Source organism: Actinoplanes sp. NPDC051411 (genome assembly GCF_040682075.1).
Lineage (GTDB): Bacteria > Actinomycetota > Actinomycetes > Mycobacteriales > Micromonosporaceae > Actinoplanes.
This window is the reverse complement of record NZ_JBFBAD010000002.1, coordinates 177,233-197,910: the sequence shown is the minus strand read 5'-3', so window position 1 is coordinate 197,910 and position 20,678 is coordinate 177,233. Positions and strand designations below refer to the sequence as shown.

Below are 20,678 nucleotides of genomic sequence, written 5' to 3'. Positions count from 1 at the left end.
TGCGTCAGACCATGGGGCGCCAGCGGTTGCGGGGGTCGTCGACGCTGGGGCCGCAGCGGAGCACCTGGCCACGCCGCGTGATGCCGATCGCGCCGCGGGGTGAGCAGAACTGCCCCAGCCGTACGTTTTGCTGGATCCCGCCCGGCGTCGCCGACGTCGACGGCTTGGGTTTGGTCCTGGTCGGCTTGGCCGTGGTCGGCTTCGGCTTGTGGGTCGTCGGGTGCGTGGTCGGCGCCTTGCTGGTCGGCGGCGAACTGGGCGTCGGCGACGGCGTGGCCGTCGGCGCGGGCGGCTGGGGCGCCGCCGACGACGGGATGATCAGCGTCGGCGAGCCGGTCTTGGGGGTGTCACCGCGGAAGAACGACGTGGTCAGCGCGGCTCCGCCGCAGCAGAGCACCAGCAGCCCGACCACCGGCAGGAGCAGCACGACGAGGCGCCGGCGACCGGCCGGCTGGGCGGGCAGCTCGGTGGTCGGCTGGAGCCACGGCATGTCCTCCTCGGGAGGCTCGGCAGGCTCGGGCGTGGTCACCGGTACACCATGCGACAGATGGCCATCGGCGTCGAGGGCTGTCCGGGGACAAACTTCCGGTCGTCAGTGCGCGGGCGGTGACTTTCGGCGAGGCGAGCGGGCGGCCGGGCGTTCTTCTAACCGGCCACCCGAAGTCCGATCTTGGCCGAACCGGTCTTGCGCGTCGCCTGGATGGTCCAGCAGCCCGCGGCCGGGAACGTCCAGCCGGTGCCCCACTCGTCGCCCGGCCGGTGGTAGCTGCTTCCCGAGTGCGGCTCGGGCCCCCACACCGGGCGAAGTGTCCGGCCGCCCGGCCCGGTCGCCACCATGGACAGAGCGCCGTCGCCGGTCATCCGCCAGACCACCTTGATCTGCTCGCCGGCCGTGGCCTGCCCGCTGAAGAAGAGCCCGAACAATGTCGCGCCGCGGCCCACTCCCTGCATCTCGGGCATAGTGCTGTTTTGCGACGGGATGCGCGCGCTGGCCGGGCAGTCGGCCGTGGCCGGCGGGGTCGGGTCGCCCATCTGCGGCGCCGGCGACGACGACCCGGTGGGTTGCGGTGGCGCCGGGGCCGGTGACGAACAGCCCGCGACCAGCAGAAGAAGGCCCAGCGCTAACGCGACGCGACGCGACATGGCCACACCGTAAAGCGAAAGTCAACCGGCGTCGATCCACCTAGTAAGCCGATCTCGAAGGATCCGGCCGGTCGGGTTGTCGTCGTCGAGGGCGACCAGCGTGAAGGCGTGCGGCATCTCGTCGTAGACGTCCACCTGGGTCTTCACGCCGGCCGCGGTGGCCGCCTCGGCGAAACGCAGGGTGTCGTCGAGCAGGGCCTCCGCCCCGCCGGCGATCATCAGCAGCGGGGGCAGTGTGGACAGATCGCCGAGAATCGGCGACTGCGGCGCCCGGTCGGCCGGCGCACCGGCCAGGTATTGCCCGACCAGGAAGGCGAGCGTCTCGCGGTTGACGCCGGCGTCGGTCGGCGCGTTGCCGTCGATCGACGGGCTGGCCAGGCTGAGGTCGGTCACCGCCGACACGGAGACCACACCGGCCGGCACCTCGGCCGAGGCGAGCCCGAGCATCGCCGAGAGAGTCAGCGCGCCGCCGGAGGACTCGCAGTAGAAGACCACCCGGTCGGCCGCGATGTGCACGAGCAGTTCGCGATAGGTCGCGAGCACGGCGTCGAGCGGCGCCGGAAACGGCTCGGCCGGGGCCAGCGGGTAGTGCACGACCAGCACCGGGCGCCGGGTGTCGCGGGAGAGACGGTCGGCGATCAGGTTCATCAGCGGCGGGTTGCGATGACTGAAGCCGCCACCGTGCACGTAGACCACGACACCGTTGGCCACATCGGCGTCACCCGAGGTCACCCAGTGCTCGCCGGCCGGCAGCACCGGCACGGTCGAAGCATCGGCGGGCAGCGTGAGATCGAGCGACCCCAGACCGGTGAGCACGGCGAAGGCAGCGGCCCGATCGTCGGAGGCCGCGGGGATCCGGGTGATGTCCATGCCCGGGGTTTTATCCGGCCGGGCGCCGGTGGACAACCGGATTAACCGCGGTCAGAGTGTGATCCTGGCCGATGAGGAGGAACAGCCGTGCTGACATTCACCAACGCCGCCGAGCAGGCGGCCTGGTCGCTCGCGGAGGCGCTGAGCGAGAAAGGCTTCGCCTGCATGAAACAGGCGGAGGAAGCGGCCGAGGCGTTCCGCTCGGGCAAGATGGCGATGCGGCGGCAGTTCAAGGGCCGCGGACTCTCCGAGGTGGACGCCGACATCCGCTGGTCGGGCATGACGCAGGCGAAGAAGTCACTGGCCGACAACGGGTGGTACATGTCGCAGGCGGCGATGTACAACCAGGCCGCGGCCGCGCAATATGCCAAGGCGAACTATCTCAAGAACCGCTGACCGAGCGTCCGCCCAGGTCAGCGACCTGGCCGGCCCGATAGCCGTGCAGCCGGCCGCCGCCGCTGAGGCGACGTGGCCCGAGCCGGCCGAGCTTCGGATAGGTCTCGTCGCGCCGCCGCTCGACCATCGCCGTACGGTCGACCAGCACGAGCTCGGAGCCGGGCACCGCGGCGGAGGCCGACCGCTCGGCCTCCCACAGGCGAATCTGGATCGCCTCGGTGAAGCCGGCCAGCCACGACCGGCGGAAGGCCGCCGGGTGCTCACCCCACGGCACGTCGCGCGAGGCCAGGCCGTGCGCCGCCTGCACGAGCAGCGAGGTGAAGAGCAACTCGACCCGCTCCAGGTCGGCCGCGTGCCCGAAGAGATGACTCCGGGCCAGGCCCGGACGCGCGAGGTGGACGACACGACAGCGAAGCGGGGCAGCGACCGCCGCGAGCAACACGGCCTTGTCCCGGGCGTACGGCGGGACGACGGTCACCATGCGGTCGCCGATCGGGTCGACGGCCGGATCAGCGACGGCGAGCAGGGCCTGGTCGACGCCGTACTTCGCGATCAGCTCGGTGGCCTTGGCCGTGAACGCCTCCGCCTCGGACTCCGTGCAGGCCGGATCTTCGGCCATGGCGAGCAGCTTGCGTACGCGCTCGAGGAGGGAGTCGTCGCTCATGCCGCCCGGTGCCGCAGCGTCGCAACGGTCGAGCCGGCCAGCGCGAGCAGGCAGTCGGGAAGCTGCCCGTCGGCGGCCGCCGCGGCGAAGAGCGCCTCACCGGTCGAGACGTCGCCGTTGACATAGGCGCTGACGAACCGGGCCACCCAGCGCTTGTCATATCGCGCGTCGTCGATGCCGGGGAAGTCGAGCGTCCAGGCGCCTCCGCGCGGGATGCGGCCGACCATCGTGGCGGCCAGGCACCAGGCCACGTCGTAGGCGCCCACGACGCCGTTGCGGTCGACCACCGCGTCGAAGGTATCGATCACAGCGTCGCTGTCGTCGGTGAGCGCACTCTGAAGGACGAGCGCTGCGTCGTCGAAAGCGTGCTGGGGAACCTCCGTCACGTGTGAAAAGGTACGTGGATCGGTCAAGGTTCGCCCGTCGGCGCGGCAATCAATGCCGGAATTCACGCTCCACGCAGCAGACAGGTGATCCGCGCGGTGCAGACCCGCTCGCCCAGCTCGTCGGTGATGACCACCTCGTAGGTCGCCATCGTGCGGCCGCGGTGGACCGGAGTGGCCACGCCCGTGACCAGGCCCGACCGGGCGCTCTTGTGGTGGGTGGCGTTGATGTCGACCCCGACGCCGAACGGCCGGTCGACGGTGTGGCCGTGCATCACCGCGCCGGCCGAGCCCAGCGTCTCGGCGAGCACGCACGAGGCGCCGCCGTGCAGCAGCCCGAACGGCTGCGTATTTCCCTCGACCGGCATCGTGCCGACCACCCGCTCGGGTGAGGCCTCCAGGATCTGGATGCCCATGCGGGCCCCGAGCTCGCCCATCGCGCCCGTGGGGAGATCGGTGAGGTCGTCGGCTGCCGTATCCATGACGAAGAAGGTTACCGGCGGGGAAAGGTGGAGAGGTTGTGAGTTCGGCCCTACTGTGGGGCCGAATTCGGTTCCCAAGGAAAAGGACCCCTCATGACCGAGCCGCAGGACACCGTCGAGACCCGTGGCGACGACCGCGTCGAACTGATGACCAGCGACGCCAACGGCGACGGCCAGACGGACGTCTGGGTAGTTGACACCGACGGCGACGGCAAGCCCGACCTCTACCAGTTCGACACCGACGGCGACGGCAAGGTCGACGTCACGATGGTCGACCTCGACCAGGACGGCAACCCCGACACCGTGGTCGACGGCGACGGTGGCAGCACGCCGGCAGTCTGACGCCCTAGCCTCCGCCCAGGGCGGAGAGCGCGACGAAGAGCACCGCGATCGCCACTGCGGTGGTGATCGCGGTGGACGCGGTGTGCCGCCACGACCGCGGCCCGGTCACGGCCTCGGGATGCCCCAGGTCGACGAGCACCGCGCGCTGCCGGCGGATCTCGTCGCACGGATGGTCGGTCGACGCCGACTCCCGGCTCAACTCGACGGCCAGATGTGCCTGGGCACGTTGCAGACGGCGTACGGCAGCCTGGGCCGGACGCCCGGCCCGCACCCTCGCATGTCGCCGGGCCGCGGCCCGGCGGGCCCCCGAGCCCAGCACCGGAAGCTCGTCGTCGGTGATCAGCTCGGCGTCGCCGAGCGCGGCCAGCCGGCCGACGTAGTAGTCGGCCTCCCGGTCATGCACCCGGCGCACGATCAGCAGCACCAGCACCAGCGGCGGCAGACCCTTGAGCAGTAGCACCGCGAGCAGGCCGGGCAGGCCGTTGCCGAGCCCGTCGCTGAAGATCGGCGAGTTCCAGAGCACGTGCGAGGCCCAGGCGCCGAACACCGCGAGCAGGGCCACCCCGATCCGGTGGGCGCGGCTGCGGTCGCGATGCACCACCAGATAGCCGAGGCCGGCACCGCCCAGCGCGCCGAACAGGGTGTGGCTCCAGATCCCGGAGAGGAAGCCGCGCACCAGGAACGTCGCGATCACCGGCTGCACCCGGTCGCCCTGCCCGGCCAGCGAGACCGCGGCGAGCGAGAAGACGACGTCCTCGACGATCTGGAACCCGAGACCGACCATCGCGCCGTAGACGATGCCGTCCAGCACGCTGTTGATCTGGGCCCGCGCGATCAGCACGATCGCGACCACGCCGAGCGTCTTCGCGACCTCCTCGACCGTCGGCCCGGCCAGCGCGGCCCCCCAGTCGGCCGCCAGGTGCGGCGACCAGAGCTTGGCGACCAGGTCTTCCAGCGCGGCACTGCCCGGAATCGAGACCGAGGTGGCGACCAGGCCACCCCAGGCGAACGCCAGCACCAGCAGGCCGGTCGGCTCCCGCTCGAGAAAGTCCAGTTCGGTGACGAAAAACCAGAAGGGCACGGCGAGAAGGGCGAAGAGGGCGACCGAGGTCGCGGTCGCGATCGGGTACGCGGTGAAGAACCGTCCCGCGACCTGCGACACGCGCACGGCCGCCGCCGCCAGGGTGCCCAGCACGATCCAGAACGAGGGAACCCGGATCAGTGTGGCCGCCTCGGTGCCGTCGTTCGTCGGCCGCACCACCTCGGTCGTCACTCGGGTTCTCCGTCACGCCGGAGTGTCTTCGCGCTGTCCTCGATCGAGGGCAGGCTGCGGCCCAGGTCGAGGTCGGCGCCACTGACCGTGATCTCGATGGTCAGGCCGCCGGTGACGTAGACCGCGTAGCGCCCGCCGCGGCCCGGTGCGGTGTAGCTGCCCTGCACCCCGGCCAGGCCATCGGCCGTGGTGACGCCCAGCTGGGCGCCGGTCACCTGGTAGCCCGGCGTGCCGGTGATCCGTTTTCGGAACCGTTCGGCGGCCGACGTCAGGTTGCCCTCGAACGGGCGCACATCGATCTCGTATTGCACCGGGCCGAGCCGGAAGAGGGCCTTGCCCTCCTGCGTGCCGGGCCGGGTGCCGGTCAGGTCGACGGTGGAGCCGGCCGGCGGGATCACGGTCACGCCGGCCCCGATCGGATAGGGCTGATCGGACGGCACCGCCCGTTGCGAGGGCAGCGAACGGTCGAGCGCGGGCAGGCCGAACGCCAGTCCGGCGAGCATGACGACAACACCCAGTGCACCGAGGAGATTCGTCAGCTGACGCCGGGTAATCCTCGCCATGTCCCCACGCTAACGGCGAGGACGCCGGGATGCGCCAAAGGCCCACTTTGGAGAGTGGATCAACCAGGGAAATTACGGATTTGTGCGTTTTAGCGGCGACTGGCCCGCATGTCTCACGTCAGCTCCAGAAGCGCGACGAAATAAGGGTGGTCCTCGTCGTCGACCTCCTTGAGGCGCCACCGGGTGTCGGCGACCAGCGACTCCAGCTCGGCGATCGAACAGTTGAGATAGTCGAACCAGTCGGTGGCGACCAGGCGGTAACGCAGGCGCAGCCGCAGCTGGCCGCCCAGCCGGTCGCGCTCCCGATTGCGCTGGTGGTAGGAGACGTGGACCGGGTCCTTGGTGTTGTAGGGATCGGTGCTCTGGGCGATGATCCGGGCACCGGGGTTGGCCAGCCGGGCCAGCGCGTCGAGGAAGACCGGCGTGCGCTCACGGCTCTCGATCAGCCCGAGATTGTTGCCGAGCAGCAGAAACGTGTCATAGCGGGTCTCGGCGCGGGCGGCGAACGCGTCGACCGTCGCGACCACGGTGTCACGCAGGCCGCGGCGGCGGGCGATCTCGATCGCGCCGGCCGAGGTGTCGAGCCCGGTGACCGCCTGCCCGCGGCGCTGGATCTCGAGGGCGGTGCGGCCGGCGCCCACGCCGATGTCGAGAACCTGGCCCCGGCACAGCCGCAGGGCCCGGTGGTCGTGGGCCGGCCACTCGTCGGGCTCGCCCAGATAATGATCGGCCGGCGCGCCGTTGATCAGGCCGTCGTCGCGCTCGATGATCTCGATGACCGGGCGCGGAAGTCGACCGCCGACCAGGGGTCGCGGGCCGATGCCGGTGCGCACCGCATAGGCGTCCCGAACCATCTCGCCGAAGACGTCGCCGATGGGTGGCTCTTGCATGGCTACTACCCTCGGCTCATGTCCTCGCCGGAGCAACCCGGTTCCGAGAAGTACGTCCTACTGACGACCGGCGATACTTGGGGTCTCGGATCTTAGGTCTGGGAAACGACAAGGGGCGATCGCCTTCCCCGGCGCTCGCCCCTTGCAACGATCGTTTCGTGCCGACCGTGGTTCGTTTTCAGTCGCCCTGACGCTGCGTGGGAATCTGTCCCTGCAGCAGGGCACGAACCTCCGACTCCCGGTAACGGCGGTGGCCACCCAGCGTGCGAATTGCGCTGAGCTTGCCGGCCTTCGCCCACCGGGTGACGGTCTTCGGGTCGACGCGGAACATCGACGCCACCTCGGCCGGCGTTAGTAGCGGCTCAGGATCGTGCGTACGCGATGCCATCGGTCACTCCTCCACAGGTACCTAAAGACATCGGCCGGGGTCCCGCCGGCCGGTGCGTCTCTCATGGTCCGGCTAGTCCCCGATGTCCGACATGGGCCGAACGGACGAACGTCCCCAGATAGACGGATGAAGCATGCCCGATTTTTGCGTGTTTTCTACGCCAGATAGTGTCTCGTTTAGGCCGATTATCACGCTTCGACGGTCGCCGATTACGAAGAGTGTTCGCCTAGAAAGCGCTCTCCGGGCCGCGAATCCTGCCCGTCTGTCCCCTATTTCCGCAGCTCAGTTGCACCGCTCAAGAAGCTGGACGGAACGCCAGCGAGCGACCAGCTTTTCGTATGCCTCAGACGCCGCCTCGGCGTCTCCACGCGACAAAGCGGACAGCCCAGCGGCCACCAAACCGGGTGAATCGTCCTCTTCGAGGACGTCATCCGGGAGAAGGTTGACGAGGCCGCCATAGTCAAGTTCGACGATGGACCGGGGGTGGAACTCCTCCAGCCAGCGAGTGCCCTCCTCGACCGCCTCCGTGATCGGCGCGTCGCCGAGCGACTTGCGCAGCACCGAGACACCACGGTGCGCCCGCCGGCGGGCCTTCGAGATCTCCGTGCGGTAACGCAGCGTGCGCCGGCCGTCGGCCAGGTCGATCTCCCGCTCCTCCAGGTCGACGAAGACGAACCAGCGCAGCGGGACACCCCAGGTGGCGATCTGCTCGTGCACCCGCGGAACGCCGTGCTCGAGCACCTTGGCCCCGGAACGCCAGTCCTCGACGATCGCCTTCGCCTGGCCCGCCAGCACCGGCGGCACGAACGCGTCGGCCAGCACGGCGGGCACGCCGTCCCGCGCGTTGAGCGCCGCCTCGGCGACCCGCAGACGCAAATTCCACGGGCAGACCAGCAGCGTCTCGGCCCACTGCAACACGTACGCCTCGTCGGGCAGGTCGGGCAGTCGCGTCCAGCCCGCCCCGAGCGCCTCGAGCACGGCGGTGCGCTGCTTGACCGGGCCGTCGACCGGTCCGAGGGCACGACCCTCACGGGCGTACTTGCGCCAGAAGACCTGGCGGTCACGGTCGAAGGCGGTCAGCGGCTCGTAAACCCGTAGGTACGACGCGAACAGTGACGGCACGGCGCGATCCTTTCACGAAATCCGCGGTTCGGAACTTCCCGCGCGGGCGTAATCGCGTCACCCTTCGCGCGACTAGGGTGACAAATGTCCGGCCGACCCCGCCGGATGCGGCGGCCCCACGAAGGCCTCACCAATTTCAGAGGAGCACAGCGATGGGCGTGTTCGATTCCGACGGCACCGACGCCAGCGGTCACGAACAGGTCGTCTTCTGTCAGGACCGGCTCACCGGCCTGAAGGCGATCATCGGCATCTACTCGACGGCCCTCGGGCCGGCACTCGGCGGCACCCGCTTCTATCCGTACGAGAGCGAGGAGGCCGCTCTCGCCGACGTCCTCAAGCTCTCCCGTGGCATGGCCTACAAGAACGCGCTCGCCGGCCTCGACCTGGGCGGCGGCAAGGCGGTGATCTGGGGCGACCCGCAGCGGGTGAAGTCCGAGGCCCTCCTCCGGGCGTACGGGCGGTTCGTCGAGTCGCTGCACGGTCGCTACTACACGGCGTGCGACGTCGGCACGTACGTACCCGACATGGACCTGGTGGCCCGCGAGACCCGCTACGTGACCGGCCGCAGCGTCGAGCACGGCGGGGCCGGTGACTCCTCGATCCTGACTGCCTGGGGCGTCTTCCAGGGCATGCGGGCCGCGGCCGAGCACACCTGGGGCAGCCCGACCCTGCGCGGCCGCACGGTGGGCGTCGCCGGGCTCGGCAAGGTCGGCAAATATCTGGCCGGGCACCTGCTCGAGGACGGCGCCCGGGTGGTCGCGACCGACGTCAACCCGGCCGCCCGCGACTGGGCCCGCACCACGCACCCCGAGATCGAACTGGTCGACGACACCCACACGCTGATCACTTCCGACATCGACGTGTACGCGCCGTGCGCGCTGGGTGGCGCCCTCGACGACGGCACCGTGCAGGTGCTGCGGGCCAAGGTGGTGGCGGGTGGCGCCAACAACCAGCTGGCCCATCCCGGCATCGAGAAGGCGCTGGAGGAGCGGGGCATCCTCTACACGCCCGACTATCTGGTCAACGCCGGCGGCGTGATCCAGGTCGCCGACGAGATCGAGGGCTTCAACTTCGAGCGGGCCAAGCTGCGCGCGACCGGCATCTTCGACACCACCCGGCGCATCCTGAGCATGGCGGCCGAGGAGGGCGTCTCGCCGGCCGTCGCGGCCGACCGGCTCGCCGAGCACCGGATGGCCGAGGTCGGGCGGCTGCGGGCGATCTACCTCGGCTGAGACCGTTTGGTGACCTGCCGTGCGGCGCCGAAAGTCAGCCGTCAGAGAAAACCGCGACGCGCGGCAGTGTCACACGCAACCCGAGGTGCCGAAGGCGGCCTCGTCCATGTACCGTAAGACCCACGAGAGATGCCTGACGTCATCGGGGCCCGCCTTCGGGCTGCCCCGAATTCTGTGCGAGGGGGTCGAGCCATGGGGCGCGGCCGTGCTAAGGCCAAGCAGACAAAGGTGGCCCGGGAGCTGAAATACCACTCCCCTAACACCGACCTCACCGCCTTGCAGCGCGAGCTGGCGGGTGCTAGCCCGCCCGACCGTCACTTCGACGACGACAACGAAGAGTTCGTCGACGATGACGAGGATGACGCTGAGGACGACCAGGATTCCTGGTCGCCAACAAGGCGTTGACCCGCAACGCACAGAGCACGCGGCATAGCCGCGTGCTCGCGTGTGCCGGTAGTCACAATTTCCACGGTTGAATCGAAGCCCACGCGGGCTGTACCTCGCGTGGGCTTCAACCGGGCGACCGGTTAACCGGAGCAGTGCGCCACGTTCAGCGCGGCCGGTTGTTCCAGTTATAGAACGTGGGGATGTTCTCGAAGTGGTTCCAGGCGCACACCGCCGAGCCGTCCTCCGCGCTGCCCTCCTTACCCAGGCCCTCGTCACCGGGGCTCTCCTCGCGCCGCCGACGAGCCGTCTCGGCCTCCTCGAGGAGCGTGGCCAGCCCGGCCCGGGTTTCGTGCACCCGCGCCGTTACCGGATCGTTCCCCGGCTCATCGGATCGCTGCGGGTTCATGATCTCGGGCATGGTCCAGCACTCCCTCCAGTAGGCGAATCTTGCTGTTGCGGCAGTGGTCGGTTTCGGTCACATCGAACCGTCCGTGCTCGAAATACCGGTTGGCCGCGTGGGCCCCGCCGCAGAAGCCGAAATATGCGCAGGACGAGCGGCAGGCTTCCACCCCGCGCAGGAACTCGGCGATCCACGGCGTCTCGGCCGCCCCCGCCAGGATCTCACCCAAGCGGGTGGTCAGGACGTTTCCGCTGGTGAAGTCGCCGTACCGCGGATCTTTGAAGCCGGCCAGCTCGGGGGAGAGCAACACCACCGAGCCGTCCTGGGCGATGGTCGGAATCGGGTCAAGACGCCGGGGCAGCACCTCGTCGGCCGTGCCGTCGAGCACCGACGCGGCGAAGCGGAGCGACCACTCGACCTCGCGCAGATGAATGCGGGGATCGCTGCGCCAGGCCGACACCAGCTCGGCCCAGAACGCGGTCACGTCGGCCGCCTCATGCCGGTTCGTACGCCGGTTGACCCCCTCCAACTCCTCGACGTTGACGCCGAGCACCTCGCAGCCGAGGTCGAGAAAGTAGGAGTAGAGCTCGGTCGCCAGCCCCGGCCGCGGGTCACCGACCACGCAGAGCGCCGAGAACGGGATCTCGTGCCGGTGTAGCGCTTCGATGCCGCGCCGGATCCGGTCGTACGCCGGCTTGCCGCCCCGCGTGACCCGATCACCGTTGCGCTCCCGCGGCCCGTCGACGCTCACGCTGACCCGCACCCGGTGCTCGGTGAAGAACTCGCACCAGGCGTCGTCGATCAGCGTGGCGTTGGTCTGGACGTGGTGCTCGATCCCCGGCCCGAACGGCTCGATCAGGGCGGCGAGGTGATCACGACCGGCGGCGAGCGGCTCGCCACCGTGCCAGACGATCGAGAAGCGGCCGCCGCGGGCCCACGGCTGAACCGCCTCGGCGACGGCCGCGGCCACCTCGACCGGCATCCGGCGGTCGTCGCCCCGAAACGGGAGATAACAGTAAGCGCAGTCGAGGTTGCAGAGAGTGGTCGGCTGCATCACGACGTACGTCGGGGTCGTCGAGATGCCACGCATCCCGCTCCACCGGTCGGCCATCCTCCGCACCCCCGTCCGGCGTTCCCGTTCCACGCCTGGGGTCAGGCTAGGCCCGACGGTCCACCCGTAGACGAAAGATCCGCATGTGCCGGACATCGACACACGTGGATCATTTCACGTTTGCCCAATGATCAGCCAGCGGTCAGCCCCGGGTGTACTGCCCCATCATCTGGACCTGGCCGGTGCCGTCGATGACCTCGCCGACCTGCCACGCCTCGACACCGCGGCCGGTCAGGTAGGCCATCGCGCGGTCGGCGTCGTCGGAGGAGACGATCGCGAACATGCCCACGCCCATGTTGAACGTGGCCTCCATTTCCGAATCTTCGATCCGGCCCTTGGCCTGGATCAGGTCGAAGATCGGCTGCGGCCGCCAGGTCGCCCGGTCGACCACCGCGTCGAGGTGCTCGGGCAGGACCCGGACCAGGTTGCCCGGGATGCCGCCGCCGGTGACGTGCGAGAACGCCCGGACGTCGGTCTCCTCGATCAGGCCCAGGCAGTCCTTGGCGTAGATCTTGGTCGGGGTCAGCAGCTCTTCGCCCAGCGTGCGCTGGGTGCCGAAGTCGTCGACCACCGAGTCGAGCCGCATGCGGCCGGCGCCCAGCAGCACGTGCCGGACCAGCGAGTAACCGTTCGAGTGGAGGCCGGACGAGCGCATCGCGATCACCGCGTCACCCACCTCGACCCGCTCGCGGCCCAGGATCTCGGTCTCCTCGACCACACCGACGCCGGTCGCGGAAACGTCGTACTCGTCGGGGCGCAGGACACCGGGGTGCTCGGCGGTCTCGCCGCCGAGCAGGGCGCAGCCCGCGTAACGGCAGCCGTCGGCGATGCCGGCGCCGATCTCGGCGACCTTGTCCGGTACGACCTCGCCGCAGGCGATGTAGTCGAGCAGGAACAGCGGCTCGGCACCGCAGGCGACCAGATCGTCGACGACCATGGCGACCAGGTCGATGCCGATCGTGTCGTGGATGTCGAGCTGCTGGGCGATCACCAGCTTGGTGCCGACACCGTCGGTCGACGAGGCCAGGATCGGGCTCTTGTACTTCGCCGTGTTCAGCCGGAACAGCCCGGAGAAGCCGCCCAGGTCACCCATCACCTCGGGCCGGGTCGTCCTCTTCACTTTGGACTTGAGCAGCTCGACCGCCCGGTCACCGGCCTCGATCGAGACGCCGGCATCCGCGTACGTCGCCGTGCGCTTGCGGCCCCCGCGGCCGGAACCGGCCGTCCAGGGCAGCCGTTCTCCTTCCGCGCCGTTGGATCCGGCATTGCGCTCGGACACGTGCGTCACGGTTCTCCCCTTAGCGGTGTATTACGGCCGAAAGTCACGGGTGGTGCAGGGCGTTCAAGCCGCCCGGGCTGGCGACCAGCGGCTCGGCGGGACGCTCGTCCTCGCTGTATTCGCGAGCGTCGTAGTCGGTCTCAAGCTCGGCGACCGCGGCCTCGGTGGCCGATGCCGCGCGTTTCCCGACACCCTCCAGCAGATGCTTGCCGATGAGGTTGCCGGCCGGCAGTTCGATCGGGTAGTCGCCGTCGAAGCAGGCCATGCAGAGACGCGATTTCGGCTGCTCCGTCGCCTGGATCAGGCTGTCCATGGAAACATAGCCCAGACTGTCGGCCCCGATCGAGCGGCGGATGCCGTCGATTTCCAGGCCGTTCGCGATCAGCTCGGCCCGGGTGGCGAAGTCGATGCCATAGAAACAGGGCCACTGCACCGGGGGCGCCGAGATGCGCACGTGCACCTCGAGGGCTCCGGCCTCACGCAGCATGCGAACCAGCGCGCGCTGGGTGTTGCCGCGCACGATGGTGTCGTCGACGACCACCAGGCGCTTGCCCCGCACAACCTCGCGCAGCGGGTTGAGCTTGAGCCGGATGCCCAGCTGGCGAATCGTCTGCGAGGGCTGGATGAAGGTGCGGCCGACATAAGCGTTTTTGGTCAGACCGGCGCTGTAGGGGATGCCCGACGCCTCGGCGTAACCGATCGCGGCCGGGGTGCCCGACTCGGGAACCGGGATGACCAGGTCGGCGTCGACCGGGTGCTCCTTGGCCAGCCGGCGGCCGATCTCGACCCGGGCCGAATAGACGTTGCGCCCGGCGATCGTGGTGTCGGGACGGGCGAGGTAGACGTATTCGAACAGACAGCCCTTGGGCTCGGGCGCGGCGAACCGGGTCGACCGGAGGCCGTGCTCGTCGACCGCCAGCATCTCGCCGGGCTCGACCTCGCGCACGAAGCTGGCGCCGACGATGTCGAGCGCGGCCGTCTCGCTGGCGATCACCCAACCGCGCTCCATGCGGCCGAGCACCAGCGGGCGTACGCCCTGAGCGTCGCGGGCCGCGTAGAGCGTGCTCTCGTCCATGAAAACAAAGCTGAAGGCGCCCCGCAGGCGCGGCAGCACCTCGAGCGCCGCGGCCTCGACCGACAGGTCGGGATGGCTGGCGAGCAGCGTGGTCACCAGCGCGGTGTCCGAGGTTGCGCTGTCGGCCTCGAGGCCCCGCTCGGCGACCTCACGGGCCAGCTCGGCGGTGTTGACCAGGTTGCCGTTGTGGGCCAGCGCGATCGTGGTGCCGGCCGTCGTGGCGCGGATGGTCGGCTGGGCGTTTTCCCAGTTCGACCCGCCGGTCGTTGAGTAACGCGTGTGGCCGATCGCCAGGTAGCCGCGCAGGCTGGCCAGCGTCGGCTCGTCGAAGACCTGCGAGACGAGCCCGAGATCCTTGTAGACCACCACGCCCGAGCCGTCACTGACGGCGATGCCGGCGGCCTCCTGGCCGCGGTGCTGCAATGCGAAGAGGCCGAAGTAAGTAAGTTTCGCGACCTCTTCCTCCGGAGCCCAGACGCCGAAGACGCCGCAGGCATCCTGGGGGCCGCGCTCCTGGGGGTCGAGATCGTCGGTCAACCGGCCGTCGCCTCGGGGCACCTGTCGCTCCCTCATGCTGATCTGCTCGAACTTGCTGGTCTGCTCCGACCGCCCAGTGTACGCGAGCGGACAGGAGGCGGCTCAGTGCTCGGGCGTCGTGCCACCCTCGCCGGCTTCCCCCCGGTTGCCGCCGGGATCGCGATCTAGTGGAAGGAACTCGGTGAGGTCGGTCCGGATGCCGCTGGCTCGGAGACGTCCGTCACTCAGCGCATTCGCCCAGGTCACACGCTCCGTGGCGACGAGCAGCCAGGTGACCGGGTCCGTTTCGACCACATTGGGCGGTGTGCCGCGGGTGTGGCGCGGGCCCGCAACGCACTGAATCGCACCGAAAGGCGGAATTCGCACCTCCACCGATCGGCCAGGTGCACGACGGGACAACTCGGCCAGCAGTGCTCGCACAGCGTCACGCAGGTCCGTACGCTCTGGTTCCGCACCGCGATCCAGCGCGTCCAACGCTCGGGTGACCGACTCGGATTTAATGTGCGCAGGGGACACGTCGGGACGATACGACCCGCTCTGCCGAGATTGGTACGCGCCCCTGGGTCGCGCGATGGACGTTTGACAAGGCATAGTGGCCGACGGTGTTTTAGTCGCGGGATCTTTCCGGCACCAAACGAGACGGCCGGAACCGTGCGACCGGAAGGCGGTGGACGTGACGACGCACCTGAGAGCCCGGGCGGCACAAGCCGTAGGGCTCCTGGCCCTAGTGGTCGGCGGTATCGCCGTCGCGCCCGGAGTTGCCCTGGCCAACGCGCCAAATGTACAGGTCAACGGCGTGTCACCCGACAACGTCCTGTCCGGAGGCAAGGTCACTCTGCAATACACGGTGACCAACAACAACGGCGGCCTGGGCGGCGGCAACGACCAGAACAGCCTCACCGTCGACTTCGGTCTCCCCTCCGGTGTGCAATGCAGCGATTGTGGCCAGCAACATCAGGTCAACATCGCGCCCGGACAAAACCAGACTTTCACCGTTCATCTCACCATGCCGCAGGTCGGAGCCGGCCAGTCGCAGAAGTTGTCGGTGACCGTCACCGCCTCGTTCGGTAAGGAGGCGAACACCGACCAGGGGCAGGTCACGGTCCAGGGGCCGGACAAGCCGCAGAGCGTCCGCGCGATCACCGGCAAGGTCAAGGACACGGCCGGCAAGGGCGTCTCGGGCGCCACGGTCGCGGCCCAGGACAGCGCCGGCAAGCCCTTCCAGACGACGACCACGGGCTCCGGATCGTTCTCCATCCTGTCCAGCGACGCCAACCCGATCACACCCGGCCGGATCCAGGTCGGGGCGGGCAAGAACGGCTTCGCCGACGGCACCTATGTCTCCGTGCAGGGTGAGGCCGGCAAGACGGTCAACGTGACGCTGGTGCTCAAACCGGAGGCCGCGTCGTCGGCCTCGGCCAGCGCCTCGGCGACGCCCACGCCGTCGGACGGAGGCAGCCTCGACCCCGGCTCCATCCTCGACACCAACGCGCCCGCCGGCCCGTCCGCCAACCTGCAGAACGACGACGCGACCAAGAACGCGAGCCAGGACAGCGGCTCCGGCTCGCTGCTCTTCGTGGTCCTCGGCGGCCTGCTCGTGGCGGCCGGCATCGGCGCGATCGTGCTGGTGCTGATGCGCCGTAAGAACGCGTCCAAGACCCCCGGCGGCCCCGACGGCGGCGACCCGACCGCGATGGGCGGCGGGCCCGGCGTGGTGCCACCCAGCCAGGGCCGGTTCAACGACGCCACCCGGGTGGGCGGCGCCCCGATCGGCGGCATGGGCAACCCGGCGGCGGCGACCATGGTCGCGCCGCGCTCCGGTGCGCCGTCGATGTCCGACGCGCCGACCATGCTGCACCGCCCGGTGCCGGCGGTCGCGCCCGAGGACGAGTTCCCCGACCCCTACGGCGCTCCGCTGCCCCAGCCGGGCGGCTACGCCGGTGCGGCGGCGGGCGGCTGGGACGACCAGGACGCCGGGCAATACTCCCCGCCGAACCAGTACGGCGCGGCCGACGACTACGCCGGCACCGGGCAGTACGGCGGAGGCAACGGGCAATACGACGGCGGTCCGTACGGCGCCGGCGCGCCGGCCGGTGGCCAGCCGCGCTTCGACGAGCACACCAGCCTCTACCAGCCTGAGTCCGAGCCGGACGGTTACGGCGACTACGGCCAGGGTGGCTACGGCGGCGCGGCAGGCGGCGGCGCCTACGGCGGCGGCCAATACGGTGGCGCGGCGGCGGGTGCCGGCGCAGCCGGTGGTGCGGCGGGCGGCGGTGAGTACGGCGGCCAATACGGTGGCGGCGCGTACGGTGGCGGACGCCAGGACGACGACTACGGCACCGGCGGCGGCTACCAGAGTGGCGGCGGCTACGGTCAGGAGCAGCCCGAGCAGGGCGGCTACGGCTCGTGGGGCGCGCCGGCCGGCGGCGTCGACAGCGGCAACGGCTACGTCCCGCAGGGCGGCCCGGGCCAGGGTGCCGGCGGCCAGTACGGCGGCGGCGCCTATGGCGGCAACGGCGGCGCGGCTAACGGCGGCGCGGCTAACGGCGGCGGTGCCTATGGTGGTGGCCAGTACGGCGGCGCCGGCGGCTATGACCAGGGCGGCTACGAACAGGGCTACGAACAGCAGCCTGGTCCCGCTGCCGGCCAGTACGGCGGCGGCCAATACGGCGGCGCCGCGCGGCCCCCGCAGCAGCCGGGCGGCGGCCATGGCTACGAGCCGCAGGACGAGGAGAACGGCGGCTATGGCGGCCGGCGGGGCTACGAGGACGACCAGCAGCCCAGTCGTCGCGGAGGCCCTCGGCGCCCCGGCGGTTACTGACCCGACAGCTTGAACGAGAGCGGCCCCGCGCGACCAATTCGCGCGGGGCCGCTTCGTTTCTGTCCCCGCCCGCCAACAGCGCTTCCCGAGCCGCTCGGCGACCGCCAACGTCCCGAACCGCAATCGCTAGCGCCCCAAATGCCCGCGCGTCGACCTCCCGCCCGAGCGCCGACCTCCCGGCGGGGCGTGCGCCAACGTCCCGGCTGGCCGCGCGCCAACGTCCCGCCCGCGCGAGCGCCGACCTTCCGGCGGGGCGCGCGCCGACCTCTCGGCTGGGCGTGCGCCCAACGTCCCGGCGCGGCGCGCGCCCAACGTCCCGGCGCGGCGTACGCCCAACGTCCCGGCGCAGCGCGCGCCCAACGTCCCGGCGCAGCGCGCGCCCAACGTCCCGGCGCAGCGCGCGCCCAACGTCCCGGCGCAGCGTGCGCCCAACGTCCCGGCGCGGCGTACGCCCAACGTCCCGGCGCGGCGTACGCCCAACGTCCCGGCGCGGCGCGCGCCCAACGTCCCGGCGCAGCGTGCGCCCAACGTCCCGGATGTGAAAGAAGCCCGATCGCGGGCGACCGGGCTTCTTCACGTTCGGTGGATCAGTCTTCCGAGCGCTCCGCGTCGGTCGGGCCGCTCGCGGGCGGCTCGTCGGCGTCGGCGGCGGGCTCGGGCTCGGTGGCGGCGGGCTCGGTGGCGGCGAACTCGGTGGCGGCGAACTCGGTGGCGGCGGGCTCGGTGGCCGGCTCGGTGATTTCGAGCTCGACCGAGCGCACCTCGTCCTTCACCTCAGCCACCGCGGCCGCCGGGATGCCGTCGGCCTCGATCGGGGCCGACGACTCCATCGCCGCGCCGGCCGCTGCCGTCTCGAGCACCTCGTCGGCGTCGTCGCGGCCGGCCGGGGCGGTCGGGTCGGCCGCGTGCTCCGGGTCGCCGTGGCGGTTGGCCAGTTCGGCCGGGCCGCCGAAGAGGCCGGGCAGGGTGGCCGACCAGACCTCGCGCACCTCGTCGAGCGGGATCGAGAACTCGCCCCGCACGTCGAGGACCGGCTCGGCCGTGGTCGTGCCGACGGGGGTGCAGGCCACGCCGTATTCCGCGGCGAGAGCGGCGAACGCCTGCTCGTGCCCGCGCGGGATCGCGACCAGCACCCGCCCCGAAGACTCGCTGAACAGGTGCACGAACGCCGAGTTGTCGTCCTGCGGCAGCGTGATGTGCGCGCCCACGTTGTGCCGCAGGCAGCTCTCGACCAGCACCTGGGCGAGACCGCCGTCGGAGAGGTCGTGCGCCGCCGCGACGTGGCCGGCGACCGAGGCCCGGGCCATCAGGTGACCGAGGCGCTGCTCGGCAACGAGGTCGACCTTGGGCGGGCGGCCACCGAGGTGCCCGTGGGTCACCCAGGCCCATTCGGAGCCGGACAGCTCGGCGTGGGTCTCGCCGAGGAGGAACAGCTGGTCGCCTTCGGCGGAGGGGGAAAGCGACGGGAAGCCCATCGGAATCCGCCGGGCCACGTTGTCGAAGACGCCGAGCACGCCGACCACCGGGGTCGGGTGGATGGCGGCCGCGCCGGTCTGGTTGTAGAAGCTGACGTTACCGCCGGTCACCGGGGTTCCCAGCTGCTGGCAGCCGTCGGCGAGGCCACGGACGGCCTCGGCGAACTGCCACATCACGGCCGGGTCCTCCGGCGAGCCGAAGTTGAGGCAGTCGGTCACGGCCACCGGCTCGGCGCCGGTCACGGCCACGTTCCGGTACGCCTCGGCGAGCGCGAGCTTGGCCCCCTCGTACGGATCGAGGCGGGCGAATCGCCCGTTGCCGTCGACCGACAGGGCGACACCGAGGCCGGTCTGTTCGTCGATGCGCAGCACGCCGGAGTCTTCCGGCTGGGCCAGCACGGTGTTGCCGAGCACGTAGCGGTCGTATTGCTCGGTCACCCAGCTCTTGTCGCAGAGGTTGGGTGACCCGGCCATCCGCAGAAGCGTCGCGCGAAGCTCCTCGCCGGTCTGCGGCCGGGGCAGCGTCTCCGCCTTGTCGGCCTGCAGCAGGATCAGGTCGGCGGGCTCGCGGATCGGGCGGGCGTAGACCGGGCCGTCGTCGGCCAGCGAGCCGGGCGGCACGTCGACGACCATGTGATCGTTCCAGGTGATCACCAGGCGGCCGGGTGAGCCGTCGGCCTGGTGCGGGGTGACCTCGCCGATCGCGGTGGCCCAGACGCCCCACTTCTCGGCGACCGCGAGGACCGCCTCGAGGTTTTCCGGCGTCACGATGAGGAGCATCCGCTCCTGGGATTCGCTGGCCAGGATCTCGGTCGGCGACATCGAGGCCTCGCGCAGCGGCACCCGCTCGAGCCAGACCCGCATGCCGGTGCCGGCCGCCGCCGCGGTCTCGGTGAGCGCGCAGGTCAGGCCGGCCCCACCGAGGTCCTGGATGCCGGCGACGAGGCCGGCGTCGTAGAGCTCGAGGCAGCTCTCGATCAGCAGCTTCTCCATGAACGGGTCGCCGACCTGCACCGACGGGCGGCGCTGCTCGGCCTCCTCGTCGAAGGTCGCCGACGCGAGCACCGAGACACCGCCGATGCCGTCGCGCCCGGTGCGGGCACCGAGCAGCACGACGACGTTGCCGATGCCGGCCGCCTCCTTGTGCTGCAGGCGCTCGACCGGCAGCACGCCGATGCTGAGCGCGTTGACCAGCGGGTTGCCCTGGTACGTCGGGTCGAAGACGATCTCGCCGCCGATGTTGGGCAGGCCCAGGCAGTTGCCGTAGCCGCCGATGCCGGCGACCACGCCGGGCAGCACCCGGGCGGTGTCGGGGTGGTCGGCCGCGCCGAACCGCAGCGGGTCCATCACCGCGATCGGCCGCGCGCCCATCGCCAGGATGTCGCGCACGATGCCGCCGACGCCGGTGGCCGCGCCCTGGTAGGGCTCGACGAAGCTGGGGTGGTTGTGCGACTCGACCTTGAAGGTCACCGCGATGTCGTCGGAGATCTGGACGACGCCCGCGTTTTCGCCGATGCCGGCGAGCATGCGCGTGTTTTGCGGCACTTTCTCGCCGAACTGGCGCAGGTGCACCTTGCTCGATTTGTACGAGCAGTGCTCGCTCCACATGATCGAATACATCGCCAGTTCGGACGCCGTCGGACGCCGGCCGAGGATCTGACGGATGCGGTCGTACTCGTCGTCCTTGAGTCCGAGGTCGGTGTGCGGCTGCAGCTCCTCCGGCGTACTCAAAGCGCGCTGGACCGTGTCGGGCCCGCCGTCGAACTCATTGACCAGCACGTCCGTCGCGGCGAAGCCGGAAGGCTTCGCTTCTGGCGCCTCCGCCGTCTCCGGCTGGGTCGTCAT

At 70.5% G+C, this 20,678-nt stretch carries 22 protein-coding genes; 5 read left to right on the top strand and 17 right to left on the bottom strand.

Annotated features, from left to right (window positions below):
- Positions 1–4: 4 nt before the first annotated feature.
- The 3 genes from AB0M88_RS01880 to AB0M88_RS01870 all read right to left on the bottom strand — a co-directional run bounded on the left by AB0M88_RS01880 (position 5) and on the right by AB0M88_RS01870 (position 2,013).
- The gene (locus tag AB0M88_RS01880) at positions 5–529 is read right to left on the bottom strand and encodes a hypothetical protein (RefSeq protein ID WP_364093890.1); all 525 of its coding nucleotides are present in this window, start codon (positions 527–529) and stop codon (positions 5–7) included.
- 116 nt (positions 530–645) lie between these two features.
- Positions 646–1,143 carry a hypothetical protein gene (locus tag AB0M88_RS01875; protein ID WP_364093887.1) on the bottom strand — a complete coding sequence of 166 codons (498 nt, stop codon included), beginning with the start codon at positions 1,141–1,143 and terminating at the stop codon, positions 646–648.
- Positions 1,144–1,164: 21 nt separating this feature from the next.
- Positions 1,165–2,013, bottom strand: a complete 849-nt coding sequence (locus AB0M88_RS01870) for an alpha/beta hydrolase fold domain-containing protein (protein ID WP_364093885.1) — start codon at positions 2,011–2,013, stop codon at positions 1,165–1,167.
- Between the two features lie 87 nt (positions 2,014–2,100).
- Here AB0M88_RS01870 and AB0M88_RS01865 point away from each other — a divergent pair, with 87 nt between their 5' ends.
- The gene (locus AB0M88_RS01865; RefSeq protein WP_364093882.1) at positions 2,101–2,409 is read left to right on the top strand and encodes a hypothetical protein; all 309 of its coding nucleotides are present in this window, start codon (positions 2,101–2,103) and stop codon (positions 2,407–2,409) included.
- Here AB0M88_RS01865 and AB0M88_RS01860 read toward each other — a convergent pair.
- The 3 genes from AB0M88_RS01860 to AB0M88_RS01850 all read right to left on the bottom strand — a co-directional run bounded on the left by AB0M88_RS01860 (position 2,396) and on the right by AB0M88_RS01850 (position 3,893).
- The gene (locus tag AB0M88_RS01860; RefSeq protein WP_364093881.1) at positions 2,396–3,073 is read right to left on the bottom strand and encodes a DUF2786 domain-containing protein; all 678 of its coding nucleotides are present in this window, start codon (positions 3,071–3,073) and stop codon (positions 2,396–2,398) included. The two genes, AB0M88_RS01865 and AB0M88_RS01860, sit on opposite strands and share 14 nt — an antisense overlap.
- Positions 3,070–3,459: a hypothetical protein gene (locus tag AB0M88_RS01855; RefSeq protein WP_364093879.1), complete on the bottom strand. Its 390-nt coding sequence runs from the start codon at positions 3,457–3,459 to the stop codon at positions 3,070–3,072. The genes AB0M88_RS01860 and AB0M88_RS01855 overlap by 4 nt, the downstream gene beginning before the upstream one ends.
- Before the next feature lie 62 nt (positions 3,460–3,521).
- Positions 3,522–3,893, bottom strand: a complete 372-nt coding sequence (locus AB0M88_RS01850) for a hotdog fold thioesterase (RefSeq protein WP_364093977.1) — start codon at positions 3,891–3,893, stop codon at positions 3,522–3,524.
- Positions 3,894–4,031: 138 nt separating this feature from the next.
- On the opposite strand from AB0M88_RS01850, the gene AB0M88_RS01845 reads away from it, so the two are divergent.
- Positions 4,032–4,280: a hypothetical protein gene (locus AB0M88_RS01845; protein ID WP_364093877.1), complete on the top strand. Its 249-nt coding sequence runs from the start codon at positions 4,032–4,034 to the stop codon at positions 4,278–4,280.
- A gap of 4 nt (positions 4,281–4,284) precedes the next feature.
- On the opposite strand, the gene AB0M88_RS01840 is transcribed toward AB0M88_RS01845, so the two are convergent.
- The 5 genes from AB0M88_RS01840 to AB0M88_RS01820 form a co-directional block, all read right to left on the bottom strand.
- Entirely contained in the window at positions 4,285–5,553 is a 1,269-nt protein-coding gene (locus AB0M88_RS01840; protein WP_364093875.1) for a PrsW family intramembrane metalloprotease, read from the bottom strand.
- Complete coding sequence (locus AB0M88_RS01835) at positions 5,550–6,116, bottom strand: hypothetical protein (RefSeq protein ID WP_364093873.1); 567 nt, start codon at positions 6,114–6,116, stop codon at positions 5,550–5,552. Before AB0M88_RS01835 ends, AB0M88_RS01840 begins: the two co-directional genes overlap by 4 nt.
- A gap of 113 nt (positions 6,117–6,229) precedes the next feature.
- Complete coding sequence (locus tag AB0M88_RS01830; protein WP_364093871.1) at positions 6,230–7,006, bottom strand: methyltransferase domain-containing protein; 777 nt, start codon at positions 7,004–7,006, stop codon at positions 6,230–6,232.
- 178 nt (positions 7,007–7,184) lie between these two features.
- Positions 7,185–7,394 carry a BldC family transcriptional regulator gene (locus AB0M88_RS01825; protein WP_014687221.1) on the bottom strand — a complete coding sequence of 70 codons (210 nt, stop codon included), beginning with the start codon at positions 7,392–7,394 and terminating at the stop codon, positions 7,185–7,187.
- A 282-nt stretch (positions 7,395–7,676) separates the two neighbouring features.
- Positions 7,677–8,516, bottom strand: a complete 840-nt coding sequence (locus AB0M88_RS01820) for a hypothetical protein (RefSeq protein WP_364093870.1) — start codon at positions 8,514–8,516, stop codon at positions 7,677–7,679.
- A 152-nt stretch (positions 8,517–8,668) separates the two neighbouring features.
- On the opposite strand from AB0M88_RS01820, the gene AB0M88_RS01815 reads away from it, so the two are divergent.
- A complete protein-coding gene (locus tag AB0M88_RS01815) occupies positions 8,669–9,748 on the top strand; it encodes a Glu/Leu/Phe/Val dehydrogenase dimerization domain-containing protein (protein ID WP_364093868.1) in 1,080 nt (359 codons plus the stop codon).
- Positions 9,749–9,940: 192 nt separating this feature from the next.
- A complete protein-coding gene (locus tag AB0M88_RS01810; RefSeq protein ID WP_364093867.1) occupies positions 9,941–10,153 on the top strand; it encodes a DUF3073 domain-containing protein in 213 nt (70 codons plus the stop codon).
- Positions 10,154–10,298: 145 nt separating this feature from the next.
- Here the strand turns inward: AB0M88_RS01810 and amcA are convergent, their stop codons facing one another.
- The 5 genes from amcA to AB0M88_RS01785 all read right to left on the bottom strand — a co-directional run bounded on the left by amcA (position 10,299) and on the right by AB0M88_RS01785 (position 15,053).
- Positions 10,299–10,553: a multiple cyclophane-containing RiPP AmcA gene (gene amcA / locus AB0M88_RS01805; RefSeq protein ID WP_364093865.1), complete on the bottom strand. Its 255-nt coding sequence runs from the start codon at positions 10,551–10,553 to the stop codon at positions 10,299–10,301.
- Positions 10,519–11,625: a cyclophane-forming radical SAM peptide maturase AmcB gene (amcB, locus tag AB0M88_RS01800; RefSeq protein WP_364093975.1), complete on the bottom strand. Its 1,107-nt coding sequence runs from the start codon at positions 11,623–11,625 to the stop codon at positions 10,519–10,521. The genes amcA and amcB overlap by 35 nt, the downstream gene beginning before the upstream one ends.
- A gap of 163 nt (positions 11,626–11,788) precedes the next feature.
- Complete coding sequence (gene purM, locus AB0M88_RS01795; RefSeq protein ID WP_364093862.1) at positions 11,789–12,934, bottom strand: phosphoribosylformylglycinamidine cyclo-ligase; 1,146 nt, start codon at positions 12,932–12,934, stop codon at positions 11,789–11,791.
- Positions 12,935–12,968: 34 nt separating this feature from the next.
- Positions 12,969–14,558 (bottom strand): amidophosphoribosyltransferase, encoded by a 1,590-nt coding sequence (gene purF / locus AB0M88_RS01790; RefSeq protein WP_364093974.1) that lies wholly within the window; start codon positions 14,556–14,558, stop codon positions 12,969–12,971.
- An 81-nt stretch (positions 14,559–14,639) separates the two neighbouring features.
- Positions 14,640–15,053: a sterol carrier family protein gene (locus tag AB0M88_RS01785; RefSeq protein ID WP_364093859.1), complete on the bottom strand. Its 414-nt coding sequence runs from the start codon at positions 15,051–15,053 to the stop codon at positions 14,640–14,642.
- Positions 15,054–15,210: 157 nt separating this feature from the next.
- On the opposite strand from AB0M88_RS01785, the gene AB0M88_RS01780 reads away from it, so the two are divergent.
- The gene (locus tag AB0M88_RS01780; RefSeq protein ID WP_364093856.1) at positions 15,211–17,358 is read left to right on the top strand and encodes a carboxypeptidase-like regulatory domain-containing protein; all 2,148 of its coding nucleotides are present in this window, start codon (positions 15,211–15,213) and stop codon (positions 17,356–17,358) included.
- A 587-nt stretch (positions 17,359–17,945) separates the two neighbouring features.
- Here AB0M88_RS01780 and purL read toward each other — a convergent pair.
- Entirely contained in the window at positions 17,946–20,678 is a 2,733-nt protein-coding gene (gene purL, locus AB0M88_RS01775) for a phosphoribosylformylglycinamidine synthase subunit PurL (protein ID WP_364093854.1), read from the bottom strand.

Bases quoted from the DNA above. Each gene is read 5' to 3' on its own strand.
- AB0M88_RS01875 (WP_364093887.1), bottom strand. From the start codon at position 1,143: ATGTCGCGTCGCGTCGCGTTAGCGCTGGGCCTTCTTCTGCTGGTCGCG.
- AB0M88_RS01870 (WP_364093885.1), bottom strand. From the start codon at position 2,013: ATGGACATCACCCGGATCCCCGCGGCCTCCGACGATCGGGCCGCTGCC.
- AB0M88_RS01860 (WP_364093881.1), bottom strand. From the start codon at position 3,073: ATGAGCGACGACTCCCTCCTCGAGCGCGTACGCAAGCTGCTCGCCATG.
- AB0M88_RS01850 (WP_364093977.1), bottom strand. From the start codon at position 3,893: ATGGGCGAGCTCGGGGCCCGCATGGGCATCCAGATCCTGGAGGCCTCA.
- AB0M88_RS01845 (WP_364093877.1), top strand. From the start codon at position 4,032: ATGACCGAGCCGCAGGACACCGTCGAGACCCGTGGCGACGACCGCGTC.
- AB0M88_RS01835 (WP_364093873.1), bottom strand. From the start codon at position 6,116: ATGGCGAGGATTACCCGGCGTCAGCTGACGAATCTCCTCGGTGCACTG.
- AB0M88_RS01830 (WP_364093871.1), bottom strand. From the start codon at position 7,006: ATGCAAGAGCCACCCATCGGCGACGTCTTCGGCGAGATGGTTCGGGAC.
- AB0M88_RS01825 (WP_014687221.1), bottom strand. From the start codon at position 7,394: ATGGCATCGCGTACGCACGATCCTGAGCCGCTACTAACGCCGGCCGAG.
- AB0M88_RS01815 (WP_364093868.1), top strand. From the start codon at position 8,669: ATGGGCGTGTTCGATTCCGACGGCACCGACGCCAGCGGTCACGAACAG.
- AB0M88_RS01810 (WP_364093867.1), top strand. From the start codon at position 9,941: ATGGGGCGCGGCCGTGCTAAGGCCAAGCAGACAAAGGTGGCCCGGGAG.
- amcA (WP_364093865.1), bottom strand. From the start codon at position 10,553: ATGCCCGAGATCATGAACCCGCAGCGATCCGATGAGCCGGGGAACGAT.
- amcB (WP_364093975.1), bottom strand. From the start codon at position 11,625: ATGCGTGGCATCTCGACGACCCCGACGTACGTCGTGATGCAGCCGACC.
- purL (WP_364093854.1), bottom strand. From the start codon at position 20,678: ATGACGACCCAGCCGGAGACGGCGGAGGCGCCAGAAGCGAAGCCTTCC.